At 74.4% G+C, this 13,179-nt stretch carries 9 protein-coding genes; 6 read left to right on the plus strand and 3 right to left on the minus strand.

Features of this window, described 5'->3' with window-relative positions:
* Nucleotides 1–11 precede the first annotated feature (11 nt).
* Nucleotides 12–1,910: a serine/threonine-protein kinase gene (locus TBIS_RS19430; protein WP_013132479.1), complete on the plus strand. Its 1,899-nt coding sequence runs from the start codon at nucleotides 12–14 to the stop codon at nucleotides 1,908–1,910.
* Nucleotides 1,911–2,147: 237 nt separating this feature from the next.
* On the opposite strand, the gene TBIS_RS11085 is transcribed toward TBIS_RS19430, so the two are convergent.
* Both TBIS_RS11085 and TBIS_RS11090 read right to left on the minus strand, forming a co-directional pair.
* Nucleotides 2,148–3,770: a bifunctional 3'-5' exonuclease/DNA polymerase gene (locus TBIS_RS11085; protein ID WP_041431485.1), complete on the minus strand. Its 1,623-nt coding sequence runs from the start codon at nucleotides 3,768–3,770 to the stop codon at nucleotides 2,148–2,150.
* Between the two features lie 194 nt (nucleotides 3,771–3,964).
* Nucleotides 3,965–5,533, minus strand: coding sequence for an FAD-binding oxidoreductase (locus TBIS_RS11090; protein WP_086014825.1), 1,569 nt, complete (start codon nucleotides 5,531–5,533; stop codon nucleotides 3,965–3,967).
* A gap of 88 nt (nucleotides 5,534–5,621) precedes the next feature.
* On the opposite strand from TBIS_RS11090, the gene TBIS_RS11095 reads away from it, so the two are divergent.
* The 3 genes from TBIS_RS11095 (at nucleotide 5,622) to TBIS_RS11105 (ending at nucleotide 8,692) form a co-directional block, all read left to right on the plus strand.
* Entirely contained in the window at nucleotides 5,622–7,112 is a 1,491-nt protein-coding gene (locus tag TBIS_RS11095) for a glycerol-3-phosphate dehydrogenase/oxidase (protein WP_041432195.1), read from the plus strand.
* A gap of 532 nt (nucleotides 7,113–7,644) precedes the next feature.
* Nucleotides 7,645–8,268: a sucrase ferredoxin gene (locus TBIS_RS11100; RefSeq protein ID WP_242384263.1), complete on the plus strand. Its 624-nt coding sequence runs from the start codon at nucleotides 7,645–7,647 to the stop codon at nucleotides 8,266–8,268.
* A 109-nt stretch (nucleotides 8,269–8,377) separates the two neighbouring features.
* On the plus strand, nucleotides 8,378–8,692 hold the full coding sequence (locus TBIS_RS11105) for a WhiB family transcriptional regulator (RefSeq protein WP_013132484.1): 315 nt from the start codon (nucleotides 8,378–8,380) through the stop codon (nucleotides 8,690–8,692).
* 591 nt (nucleotides 8,693–9,283) lie between these two features.
* Here the strand turns inward: TBIS_RS11105 and glyA are convergent.
* A complete protein-coding gene (gene glyA / locus TBIS_RS11110) occupies nucleotides 9,284–10,546 on the minus strand; it encodes a serine hydroxymethyltransferase (RefSeq protein ID WP_013132485.1) in 1,263 nt (420 codons plus the stop codon).
* 433 nt (nucleotides 10,547–10,979) lie between these two features.
* Here glyA and TBIS_RS20090 point away from each other — a divergent pair, with 433 nt between their 5' ends.
* Nucleotides 10,980–11,108 carry a hypothetical protein gene (locus tag TBIS_RS20090; RefSeq protein WP_277397008.1) on the plus strand — a complete coding sequence of 43 codons (129 nt, stop codon included), beginning with the start codon at nucleotides 10,980–10,982 and terminating at the stop codon, nucleotides 11,106–11,108.
* A 351-nt stretch (nucleotides 11,109–11,459) separates the two neighbouring features.
* Nucleotides 11,460–13,148: a nitrite/sulfite reductase gene (locus TBIS_RS11120; protein ID WP_013132487.1), complete on the plus strand. Its 1,689-nt coding sequence runs from the start codon at nucleotides 11,460–11,462 to the stop codon at nucleotides 13,146–13,148.
* Nucleotides 13,149–13,179: the final 31 nt, after the last annotated feature.

The following is a 13,179-nucleotide window of genomic DNA, read 5'->3' on the forward strand; positions in this document are numbered from 1 at the left end:
GGGACGCCCCGATGAAGGGGCAGGGTCGGCTCATCGGCAGGCGGTACCGGCTGCTCTCGCCGGTCGGCCGCGGCGGCATGGGGATGGTGTGGCACGCCCACGACGAGCTGCTCGATCGTGATGTCGCGGTCAAGGAGCTGATCCTGCCGTTCGGCCTCGACCACGCGGGCACGCAGGCGGCCTACCGCCGGGTGCTCCGCGAGGCGAGGTCGGCGGCGCGGCTCAGCCACCCCGGCATCATCACCGTCCACGACGTGGTCGAAGAGGACGGGCGGCCGTGGATCGTCATGGAGCTCGTCCGCGCCTGGTCGCTGGAGCAGGCGGTACGGCACAGCGGTCCCCTGCCGGTGGTGCAGGCCGCCGAGATCGGCATCCGCGTGCTCGACGCCCTGCGCCACGCGCACGCCGCCGGGATCCTCCACCGCGACGTGAAACCGGGGAACGTGCTGCTGACCAACGATCGGGTCGTGCTCACCGACTTCGGGATCGCCGCGGTCGAGGGCGAGGTCACGATCACCCAGACCGGGATCCTGATGGGCTCCCCGGCGTACATCCCGCCGGAGCGGCTGCAGGGCCGCCCGATCACCCCGGCCGCCGACCTGTGGTCCTTCGGGGCCACGCTCTACACCGCGGTGGAGGGCCGCCCGCCGTACGAGGGGCCGGACGCGGTCGCGGTGCTCGGCGCCGTGCTCACACAGGACCCGGCCCCTCCGCAGCGGGCCGGGGCCCTGCTCCCGGTGATCCAGGGCCTGCTCCGCAAGAACCCGGCCGACCGGCTCCCGGCCGCGCAGGTTCACGAGATGCTCGAGCAGATCCTGCGCAGCCACGGGGCCGGCGCGCCGTACTCTGCGGCGACTCCGCTGTCGGCGCCCACCCCGCAGGACGCGCTCCCCGCCGGGCTGCTGCCGCCCCTGGACTTCCCGTCCGGGCCGAACCCGATGCGCATCATCGAGACCCCGTCCGGGCCGGTCCGGGTGCCGGTCCCCCCGGAGGAGCTCTCCTCCTCGGGACCGCACGCGATGCCGCAGGCCGCCGCGCCGGAGGCTCCGCCGGCCGCCCGGCCCTCCCTGGCCGACGCCTGGCCGCGGCAGGACACGGGGCCGGTCTCCCGGGCGGCCGCCGAGCGGGGCGGCGGCGAGGGCCGGACGGACGGTGAGCACCGGGACGGCCCGGCCGCGCGGGCGCGTGACCGCCGGGACGCCTCACGGGACCGGGACCATCGGGACGCCTCACGGGACCGGGACCGGCGGGACGCCTCACGGGATCGGGACCGCCACGACGGCACCTCGTCCGGGCGCGACGTCCGCTCGGTGCTCCTCACCGTGGTGACCGCGGCGGCCGTGCTCGGGCTGCTCGTGACCCTTCTCCTCGTGCTGCTGCCCGGCGGCGACCCGGCCGAGGAGGACCGGGAGCCGGCGGCCGTCGCGCAGCCGACGGCGGCGGCCACGCCGGAGGCGCGCGAGAGCGTGCGGATCCCCGACCCGCCCAAGGGGTACCGCACGCACACCGAGGGCGGCATATCCGTGGCGGTGCCGAAGAACTGGACGGTCTCCGAATCGGAGGGGGCGCTCACCTTCACCGGCCCCCGGCAGAGCGGCCAGAAGATCACGATCGAGGAGATCACCGACGGCAGCCTCGCCGCGCTCCAGGCCACCGAGCAGCAGCTCGACGTCGGCAAGCACCCGGACTACACGCAGATCCGCCTGGACTCGGTCAACTACCGGTGGCCGGCGGCCGACTGGGAGTACACCTACACCGACGACAAGCAGGTGACCATCCACGTGGTCGTCCGGTACGTCCAGGCCGGCGGGAAGGCGTACGCGATCACCTTCAGCTCGCCCGACTACGACTGGAACGAGTCGGCGGCGCGGGTGCGGCAGGTGCTCTGGAACACCTTCACCCCGGTCTGATCGCCTCACCCCGGTTCGGTGCCGGCCGCTCCCGCACACCGGCGGGGCGTCCGTTCCCATCCCGGCGGCCCGCCGGTCGGCCTGCACCCCGCTCCGATCCCGGCGTCCGCACCGGTCTCGTCCGCCCGGCCGCACACCGGTCCGATCCCAGCCCGGCACGGGTCCCATACGCCCGGGCGCACACCGCTCCGAACCCCTGCGCGCGCTTCGTGGCACGGCCGGACCGGCCCCGCGGGCTCACTTGGCGTCGGCGTAGCAGCGCACCGCGACCGCCTTCATCGGGAACCGCACCGGCGTCCGGCCGAAGAGCAGCCGGGTGGCCTCGCCGGCCGCCCGCTCGACCGCGGCCCGCACCCGCTCGGCCTGGTGCAGCGGGCAGTGCACCATCACCTCGTCGTGCTGGAAGAACACCAGCCGCGCCGGGTCCGGCAGGAGGCCGCGCAGCACCGCGAGGAGGGTGAGCGCCCACTCGGCGGCGGTCGCCTGCACCACGAAGTTGCGGGTGAACCTGCCCCGCTCCCGGGCCACCCGCCCGCCGTCCGGGCCCGCGGTGAGCTCGCGCCAGCGCTGCGACGGTGGGGGGCACGTGCGGCCGAGCCACGACCGGACGACCCGTCCCTCCTCCCCGGCGCGCGCCGCCTCCTCCACGAAGGCGTACGCCCGGGGGAACCGCTGCCGCATGACCGCGAGCAGCCGGGGGGCGTCCCCGCTCGTCCCGCCGTACATCGCGGAGAGCATGGCGATCTTGGCGGACTCCCGTGACCCGCCGAACGCCTCGGCCAGGGCCGAGTACAGGTCGGCCTCGCCGGCCGCGCGGGCGAGCGCGGCGTCCCCGGACATCGCGGCGAGCACGCGCGGTTCGAGCTGGGCCGCGTCCGCGACCACGAGCGTCCAGCCCTGGTCGGCCACGACCGCCCGGCGCATCACCTTGGGGATCTGCAGCGCTCCCCCGCCGCTCGTCGCCCACCGGCCGCTCACCACACCGCCGACCACGTACTCGGGGTGGAACCGGCCGCCGCGCACCCACTGGGCGGCCCACGCCCAGCCGTAGAAGCTGTGCAGCCGGGAGAGCTCCTTGTACTCGAGCAGCGGCTTCACCGCCGGGTGGTCGACCCGCTCGAGCACGTGGGAGCGGGTGGAGGGCAGGTCGATCCCGGCGGCCTTGAACGCCTTCAGGAGCTGCTGCGGGGAGTCGGGGTTGACCGGGTGGCCGAAGGCCGCGGAGATCTCGTCGGCGAGGGCCTGGAGCCGCGCCGGGCGCATGCCGGGCGCGGGGCGCGGGCCGAGGAGCTCGGTGAGGAGCGCGTCGTGCACGTCCTGCCGCCACGGCATGCCGTGGTGGCGCATCTCCGCCGCGATCAGCGCCCCGGCCGACTCGGCGGCGACGAGAAGCCGGAACCGCCCGGGGTGAGGGGTGCGCGCGATCCGGCGCCACTGGTCCTCGAACACCTCGGCGACGAGGTCGGCCTCGGCCACGCCGATCGGGTCCGGCGGCCGGGGGGTGAAGAGGGCCTGCTGCTCCCCCTCGGCGGGCTCGCCGGGCTCGTCGGCGTCCTCGGGCACCGGGAGCCCGCGCAGCCGGGCGTACGCGGCGCGCGCGCTCCTGGGCTGCCCGTACCGCCCCTCGGCCGCGAGCAGCAGCCCTTCGGTGAGGGCGATGTCGTGGCAGCGCGTCACCCGCACCCCGGCCGCGAGCAGCCGCGGGTAGACGCGCCGCGTGTCCGCCCAGACCCACCGGGGACGGCCCGCCGCCTCGAGCCGGCGCACGGCGGCGGCGAGGTCGGGAACCCGGGTCGCCGCCTGCCCGGCGGGGCGGATCGTCCCGCCCCCGTCCGGTTCGGGGGCCACCACCACGTGCACGCCTCCAGCGTGCCAGGCGGCACCGACGATCCGGCTCCCAGCCGCCCGACGGGCCCCGCGCCCGGGACGTGCCGCCGCCCGTGCCCGGCACGCACCGCACCGCCGCCCCGCGGCCGGGCGCGGCACCGCGCTCGCGGGGCCGTACGGCCGCCGGCCTGCCGGGCCGGCGCCCAGGGCATGCCGTGCGCGGGCCGTCAGGGGATCAGCACGCCGGGGTTGAGGATGCCCGCCGGGTCGATCCGCTCCTTGATCGCGCGGAGGATCTCGGCGCCGAGCTCCCCGATCTCCGCGGCGTACGCGGGCAGGTGGTCGCGGCCGACCCCGTGGTGGTGGGAGATCGTGCCCCCGGCCTCGATGATCGCCTCGTTGGCCGCCCGTTTCGCGGCCGCCCACTGGCCGACCGGGTCGGCGGTCTGCGCGGTCGCCACGGTGAAGTACAGCGAGGCGCCGGTGGCGTACACGTGGGAGATGTGGCACATGACGAGCGGCTTGCCGAGCGCGGCGGTGAGCGCGCTCCGCACGGCCTCGTACAGGCGGGGGATGCCCGACCAGAAGCAGGCGGTCTCCAGGGTCTCCACGGTGGCGCCCGCGGCGAGCAGGGCGTCCCGCAGGTACGGGGCGGCGAACCGCTCCTCGGCCCACCGCTCCCCCGGCTCGGTGCCGAGATACTCGCCGCCCATCCGGGTGAGCGCCTCCGCGGTCCGCTTCCGGAGGTCCGCCACGTCGTCCTGGCCGCCCTCGTACCCGACGATGGCGAGGCAGCCGGACATGGCGGGCGCCGCGCCGATCTCGGTGGGCCGGGCGAGGCCGATCAGGGTCTCCGTCTCGTCCGACAGCCGGAGGATGGCCGGGAGCCGGCCGTCCTGGGCGAGCCGGCGGAGCGCGGCCGTGCCCGCGGTGAACGACTCGAACCGCCACCCCTCCTGGATCCGCGCCGTGGGGACCGGGCGGACCCGGAGCCGGAGCGAGGTGATCACGCCGAAGGCGCCCTCCGACCCGAGGATCACCTGGCGCAGGTCCGGGCCGGCGGCCGACCTCGGGGCCCGGCCCAGCCGCAGGGTGCCGCGGGGTGTGGCGACGGTGAGGCCGACCACCATGTCGTCGAACCGCCCGTACCCGGCGGAGGCCTGCCCGCTCGACCGGGTGGCGGCGAACCCGCCGAGCGTCGCGTACTCGTAGGACTGCGGGAAGTGGCCGAGGGTGAGCCCGTACCCGGCGAGGAGGTCCTCCGCCTGCGGGGCGCGCAGCCCCGGCTCGAGCTCGGCGACCATCGACACCGGGTCCACCTCGACGAGGCGGTTGAGCCGGGAGAGGTCGAGCGCCACCACCCCGGCGTACCCCTCGCGCACGGGGGCGAGCCCGCCGACCACCGAGGTGCCGCCGCCGAACGGCACCACGGCCACCCGGTGCTCCGAGCAGAGCCGCAGGATCTCCACCACCTCGTCGTGCGACCCCGGGTACACGACCGCGTCGGGCGCGTCCGACCCGTCCCCGGCCCGCATGCGCAGCAGGTCGGGGGTGGACTTGCCGCGGGTGTGGCGGATCCTGGTCTCGTCGTCGGCGCGGACGTGCGCGTCGCCGGCGATGGCGGCGAGCCCGTCGCGCACCCGTTCCGGGAGCGCGGGGTCCGGCAGGCGCACCTCGCCGAGGCCGGCGGCCGGCCGCGCCGGCTCCCGCACGCCGAGCACCTCGCCGAGGAGCCGGCGCACTTCGTCCGGCAGCTCCACGGCCTTGTCAGGATCTCCCCATCCGGACCAGTTCATCGGTTCCGCGGGGATCATCGGGGTTTTCACGATTCCGAACGCCTCCCAGTGGGGTACCCCAGAGTAATGCGTGATCGTGGAGAAGAACATGGATACCCGCCTCAACGCGGCCCGGCGGGAGCGTGAGCTCGCCGAGGCACGCCGGACCGTCGCCGACCTGCTGGTGATCGGGCTCGGGGCGACCGGCGCCGGGGCGGCCCTCGACGCGGCCTCCCGCGGCCTGTCGGTCGTCGCGATCGACGCGCACGACATCGCGTTCGGCACCTCGCGGTGGAGCTCGAAGCTGATCCACGGCGGGCTGCGCTACCTGGCCCGCGGTCAGGTCGGCGTCGCCTGGGAGAGCGCGGTGGAGCGCGGGCGCCTGCTCCGCCGCATCGCGCCGCACCTGGTCGCCGCCCACCCGTACCTGCTGCCGCTCACCCCCGCGGTGAGCCGGGCGCAGGAGGCCGCGGTGCTCGCCGGGTACCGGCTGGGCGACGCGCTCCGCGCCGCGGCCGGGACGCCGCGGCGGCTGCTCCCCGGCCCGAGCCGGGTGCCGCCCGGGCGGGCGCTCGCCCTCGCCCCGGCGTTACGGGGGGACGGGCTGCGCGGCGCCCTGGTCTCCTGGGACGGCCGGGTGGTGGACGACGCCCGGCTGGTCCTCGCCATCGCCCGGACGGCGGCCGGGCACGGGGCGCGGGTGCTCACCCGGTGCCGAGCCCTGGCGGTCTCCGGGGACGGCGCCCAGGTGCGGGACGAGCTCACCGGCGAGGAGTTCACCCTGCGCGCCCGGGCGGTGATCAACGCCACCGGGGTGTGGGCCGGCACGCTCGTGCCGTCGGTGCGGCTGCGGCCGTCGCGGGGCACCCACATCGTGCTCCGCCCCGGCGCCCTCGGCGGCCAGGCGGTGGGGCTCCACGTGCCCATCCCGGGCGAGCTGAACCGGTTCGTGGTGGTGCTGCCCCAGGCCGACGGGCGGACCTACGCCGGCCTCACCGATGAGCCGGTCGACGGGCCGATCCCGGACGTGCCCGAGGCGACCGAGGGCGACGTGGCCTTCCTCCTCGACGTGCTCAACTCCGTGCTCGCCGAGCCGATCGGCCGGGAGGAGGTGGCGGGGGCGTTCGCCGGGCTGCGCCCGCTGCTCGACGGGGCCGGCCGGACCGCCGACCTGTCCCGGCGGCACGCGGTGCTCCGCTCGCGGGACGGGGTCGTCACGGTCGTGGGGGGAAAGCTCACCACGTACCGGCGGATGGCCGAGGAGGCCGTGGACGCGGCCTGCCCGCACGCGGGGCCGAGCCGTACGGCACGGCTGCCGCTGGTGGGCGCCGGGCCGGTCGGCCCCGGCCTGCCCAGGAGGCTGGTTCGGCGCTACGGCGCGGAGGCGGCCGCCGTGCACGCGCTCATGCGCGATCACCCGGAGCTCGCCGAGCCGGTCGCGCTCGGCATCACCCGGGCCGAGCTGGTGTGGGCCGTGCGCAGCGAGGGGGCGCTCGACGTGGCCGACCTGCTCGACCGGCGGACCCGGATCGGCCTGGTCCCCGAGGACCGCGCGGCCGCCCTGCCCGCCGCCGAGGCCGCGCTCGCCGCGGCCGGCTGACCGGTGCCCGGCCGGTACGGCCGGCCCCTCCGCGGCCGGCCGAGCCGCTCGCCGGGACCGGAGGCCGCCGGGGCCTTCCGCGCCCGGGTGCGGTCCGCTCGCCGTCGCCCGCCCGGCGCCGGGAAGGCGAGCCCGGTCTGCGGCGTGCTCCGCCCGGGAACCCCTGACGGGGATTTCACCCTCCCCTGAGACCGTGGCAGAGAAGTAAGGTTAGACTAACCTAAGCACGTGAGAGGAAGGCGGGACGGAAGTGGCGAACGGATGCGACCATCCCGCCGCCTGCCACACGGGGGAGGCGCCGGTTCTGGCGAGCGCCACGGTCGGCGCGCGGCACTGGTTGCTCATCGAACACCCTGGGCCGTGGGCGGCGTCCCTGGATCGGTGCCGGCTTCCCGGCGCGATGCGCACTCTGCTGGACCGCGCGGCCGCCCTCGGGATACGGGGGCAGCTCATCCGCCGGCCCGGGTCCCGCAAGGCCGCCCCGGGGCCGATCCACGTCTTCGTCGCCTCCTCCCGGTCGGAGGAGCCGTGGGTGGCCGAGGGGTTCTTTGAAAATCCAAACGATCTTGACTTGGACGCGCTCGGGCACGGAGTGGTTCCGGAGTCCTGCATACTGGTGGACAAGCCGGTCTTCCTGGTGTGCACCCACGGCAAGCGCAACGCGTGCTGCGCGCGCCTGGGGCTCCCGCTCGCCCGGCACCTCGCGGCGAGCCTGCCCGGCGAAGTATGGGAAACCACACACGTTGGCGGTGATCGATACGCCGCCAATCTCGTATGCTTGCCACACGGCCTCTACTACGGCAGCATGTCTCAGGCTGCTGCAATCGCGGCCGCACACGCGTACCGGCGCGGCGAGGTCGTCCTCGACCGTTTCCGGGGACGCGCGGGTATCCCTGAGCCACTGCAGGCCGCCGAGCACTTCACCCGGGTCCACACGGGTGAGCTCTCGGTGGACGGGGTGGCCGTGGAATCCTCTTGGGCGGAAGGCGACGCCACGGTCTGTGTCGTGCGATGCACGTCACAGCGTGGCCTGTCGCGGTTCCGGGTCGTGGTCGAGCCCACGGTGTTCTCCGCACCGTGCGGTGAGACCTGCGCCGAGGCGATTTCGACCTACAGGTTGGCCGGGCTGAGCCCGCTCATGCCCGTGTCGACCTGACCGCGCCCGCTGGGAACACCACGGCCGATCCCCGCGTTGGTACCAGGGACACCACAAGCGTCCAACTCGGCACGAACACTGAAACGATTCGCACCAAAGGTGGTTTCTCATGTCTCAGGTACGTCGGCAGCTCGCCCGCCCGCGCCCCAGCTGGGGCTGGCAGGATCATGCCGCGTGCCGGGGAGAGGACCTTGTGCTCTTCTTCGGGCCTGACGGTGAGCGTCAGCCCGAGCGCGAAATCCGGGAGCGTAAGGCCAAGGCCATCTGCGCTCAGTGCCCGGTTCGCATTGAATGCCTCGACTACGCCCTATCCCGGCCGGAGAAGTACGGCACGTGGGGCGGGATGAACGAGGACGAGCGGGCCTCCGAGCGCCGTCGTCGTATGCGCCGGGCGGCAAGCGCCGGCATCAGCGCGGTCGCCTGAGCCGTCTACCCCCCTCCCCGAAACGCGTCCGCTGGCCGTGCGGTGTTCCGCCTGCCCGCACCGCGGAACACCCCGGCCGGCTCTCTCCCTGCCAGTCACGCATGCCAGGACCAATGGGTGGGTCGATCGACCTTTTCATACCACCGATCAGCGGTCCGTAAACCTGGCGGCGTGGCCGGAGCCACACAGCACAAAGGCACGGAACCGAAAGCGTGCGACCGGTCGCCCCGGCGGTCACCGTCACCGGCCGGGGCGGCCTCCCCCGCCCGTCCGCGGCCGCCATCGCCGCCGCGGACCGTCCGCTCCGGGCCCGCCCGGCCCCGCGGACGCCGTCCGTATGGCGCACCGGGCCGCGGCTCGGGGCCGGAGCCGCACCCCGCGCGGCACCGCGTGGGACCGCGTCCCGCCACCCGCCGGGCCCGTACCCGCGGGCGGCGCCGGACGGCCGGCCCGGGCCGCGCAGGCGGCCGGCGGAACGACCCGGACATGCGACGCCCCGCCGCGCGACGTGCGCGGCGGGGCGTTCGTGCTCTGTCACGCTCGTGAGCCGTCACCCGCCGGTCGGGAGGCACGCCCCCGGCCGGGCCGGTGTCACAGGGAGATGCCGGGCGCGGGGAACTTGGCGGTGAGCTCGGTCACCTCGCCGCGGACCCGGGCGATCACGTCCTCGGCGTCGCCCTTCGCCACCGCGGTGATGACCTCGTCGATCCACGCGCCGATCTGGCGCATCTCCGGCTCGCGCATCCCCCGGGAGGTGACCGCCGGGGTGCCGATCCGGATCCCGGACGGGTCGAACGGCTTGCGCGGGTCGAACGGCACGGTGTTGTAGTTCGTCTCCAGACCGGCCCGGTCCAGCGCCTGGGCCGCGGGCTTGCCGCCGATGCCCTTGTTGGTGAGGTCGATCAGGATCAGGTGGTTGTCCGTGCCGCCGGACACCAGGTCGTAACCCCGGCTGAGCAGCTCATCGGCGAGCGCCTTGGCGTTCTTCACGATCTGCTCGGCGTACGCCTTGAACTCCGGCTGGGCCGCCTCGTGCAGGGCCACGGCGATCGCGGCCGTGGTGTGGTTGTGCGGGCCGCCTTGGAGGCCGGGGAAGACCGCCTTGTTGATCGCCACGGCGTGCTCGTCGGAGTTCGTCATGAGCATCGCGCCCCGCGGGCCCCGCAGCGTCTTGTGGGTGGTGGTGGAGATGACGTCGGCGTGGCCGACCGGGGACGGGTGGACCCCGGCGGCGACGAGGCCGGCGATGTGCGCGATGTCGGCCGCGAGCACCGCGCCGACCTCCCGGGCGATCTCGGCGAAGGCCGGGAAGTCGATGATGCGCGGGATGGCCGTGCCGCCGCAGAAGATCAGCTTCGGCCGGTGCTCGAGCGCGAGCTCCCGCACCTGGTCCATGTCGATCCGGCCGGTGTCCTTGCGCACGCCGTACCGGACCGCGTTGAACCACTTGCCGGTGGCCGAGACCGACCAGCCGTGCGTGAGGTGGCCGCCGAACGGCAGGCCCATGCCGAGGACGGTGTCCCCGGGGTTGAGGAACGCCAGGTAGATCGCGAGGTTCGCCGGCGACCCCGAGTACGGCTGGACGTTGGCGTGGGCCACGTTGAAGAGCCGCTTGGCCCGCTCGATGGCCAGGGTCTCGATCTGGTCGATGATCTGCTGGCCCTCGTAGTACCGCTTGCCGGGATAGCCCTCGGAGTACTTGTTGGTCAGCACGCTCCCCGTGGCCTCGAGCACCGCACGGGAGACGTAGTTCTCCGAGGCGATGAGCTTGACCGTGTCGGCCTGCCGGCGCTCCTCGGCCTGGATGAGCGCGGCGATCTCGGGGTCGACTGCCTTCAGCGTTTCGTCTGCCACGGCGCCTTTCCTCTCCTATGTGCCGCGGCGACCCAGGCGCACGGCCTCCGCGGATTCGCTCCCCGGTGGTGCCCCACCTTTTGACGTGCCGGCGGCACGTCAAGCGCCAGTCGCGTGCCCCATCACTCTATCGGAGGCGCGCTCATCGACCGGCCGCCCGCTCTGGGCGGCCCGCCCCGCTTTGCCACCGCCGCGCGCGCCCCGGCATGCTGAAAGCACGGCGAAACGCATGCGCACGCCGCGGGCGGTCCGGGCGCGGGGCGCCGCCCCGGACGGCGGCGCGATCGGCGGCGGGGGCGCCGGTGCCGGGCCGTACGCGCCCGCGATGGCGGGCACGTATCCGGCGGAGGCCGCGGGCCCGGAGCGCATGGCCGCGTCCTCGCCCGGTGCGCGGACCTCCCCGGCGCGGTCCGTCGGGAGGAGGCGATGGGTCATGATCTGTGACGCGTGCAAGGAGCGCCGGCACCAGGACTGCCGGGGCGGCACCTGGTGCGACTGCCAGCACCGCCGGCTCGACGACCGGAGGCCCGAGCCCGCGGAGAACTGGCGGCACCAGGGCTGATCCGGGCCACCGGGGCGCGTGCCGCCGGGATCGAGCTGTCCGCATAATGGACCCAAACTTGGACAACGGTAGTGATCACGGTATCGTCGTGACCATGCCAGCGGACCCGTTGCTCGTCGTGCGACGCCACGTCGATCTTCTGCGTGTCCGTAGCGCCATCTGTACTCACGCCGGCTGACGGCCGCTCCGTACTCGTGTGACCCAGCGTCCGGCCGGCGTTTTCGTATGCCCCCGCACCGGCGGTGGGCCGGCCGTGCCGCGCGTTGCTCGAATCCCAGCCTGATCTCTCCCGGGCCCGACGCCGTGCCCGGGCTAAGTCCCGATGACCCGATCCTCGGAGAAGGACGCGCCATGAGCACCCCGGCTGCCCGCCCGGCGACCCGCCGCCACCACAAACGACCGCGCGGCGAAGGCCAGTGGGCTCTCGGCTACCGCGAGCCGCTGAACAAGAACGAGGAGCTGAAGAAGAACGACGACGGGCTCAACGTCCGTCAGCGGATCATCGACATCTACGCCAAACGGGGCTTCGACTCGATCGACCCGGCCGACCTGCGCGGGCGGTTCCGGTGGTACGGGCTGTACACGCAGCGCAAGCCGGGGATCGACGGCGGCAAGACCGCCGTGCTCGAGCCGGAGGAGCTCGACGACCGGTACTTCATGCTCCGGGTGCGGATCGACGGGGGCCGGCTCAACGTGGCCCAGCTCCGCACCATCGCCGACGTGTCGGCCGAGTACGCCCGGGGCACGGCCGACGTCACCGACCGGCAGAACATCCAGCTCCACTGGGTGGAGATCGAGTCGGTCCCGGAGATCTGGAACCGGCTGGAGGCGGTCGGCCTCACCACCACCGAGGCCTGCGGCGACACCCCGCGGGTGATCATCGGCTGCCCGCTCGCCGGGATCGACGCCGATGAGGTGATCGACGCCACCCCGCAGATCCGCGCGATCGCCGACCGCTACATCGGGGACCCGGCCTTCTCGAACCTGCCCCGCAAGTTCAAGACCGCGGTGAGCGGCTGCGCCGCCCAGTGCACGGTGCACGAGATCAACGACGTGGCGTTCGTCGGCGTGGTGAACGAGCAGGGCGAGCGCGGCTTCGACCTGTGGGTGGGCGGCGGCCTGTCCACCAACCCGATGTTCGCCAAGCGCCTCGGCGCGTTCGTCCGGCCCGAGCAGGTGCACGAGGTCTGGGCCGGGGTCTGCGGCATCTTCCGCGACTACGGCTACCGCAGGCTCCGCAACCGGGCGCGGCTGAAGTTCCTGGTCAGCGACTGGGGCGTGGAGCGGTTCCGGGAGGTGCTCGAGACCGAGTACCTCGGGTACGCCCTGCCCGACGGCCCGGAGCCGGCGGCGCCCCGCGGCGGCAACCGGGACCACGTCGGCGTCCACCGGCAGAAGGACGGGAACTTCTACGTCGGCTTCGCCCCCAAGGTCGGCCGGCTCAGCGGCGAGCTGCTCCACCGGATCGCCGACATCGCCGAACGGCACGGCTCCGACCGGATCCGGACGACCGTCGAGCAGAAGATGGTCATCCTCGACGTGGCGCCGGAGAAGGTGGACTCGATCGTCGCGGAGCTGGAGGCCGCCGACCTGCAGGTGAACCCGTCCCCCTTCCGCCGGGGCACCATGGCCTGCACCGGCATCGAGTACTGCAAGCTCGCGATCGTGGAGACCAAGGCCCGGGCGGCCCGGCTCATCGACGAGCTGGAGCGGCGGCTGCCCGGCTTCTCCGAGCCGCTCACCATCAACGTCAACGGCTGCCCGAACTCCTGCGCCCGCATCCAGGTCGCGGACATCGGCCTGAAGGGCCAGCTCGTCCTGGACGAGAACGGCGAGCAGGTCGAGGGGTTCCAGATCCACCTGGGCGGCTCGCTCGGCCTCGAGAAGAGCTTCGGGCGGAAGGTGCGCGGCCTGAAGACCACCGCGGACGGGCTGCCCGACTACGTCGAGCGGGTGGTGCGCAACTACCTCAAGCACCGGAACGAGGGCGAGACCTTCGCCCAGTGGGTGCGGCGCGCCGACGAGGCCGACCTGTCGTGAACGCCGGCGTGCCGTACGGCGGGCGGGCCTC

Origin of the sequence: Thermobispora bispora DSM 43833 (assembly GCF_000092645.1) — a bacterium.
In the GTDB taxonomy this organism is placed as follows: Bacteria; Actinomycetota; Actinomycetes; order Streptosporangiales; family Streptosporangiaceae; genus Thermobispora; species Thermobispora bispora.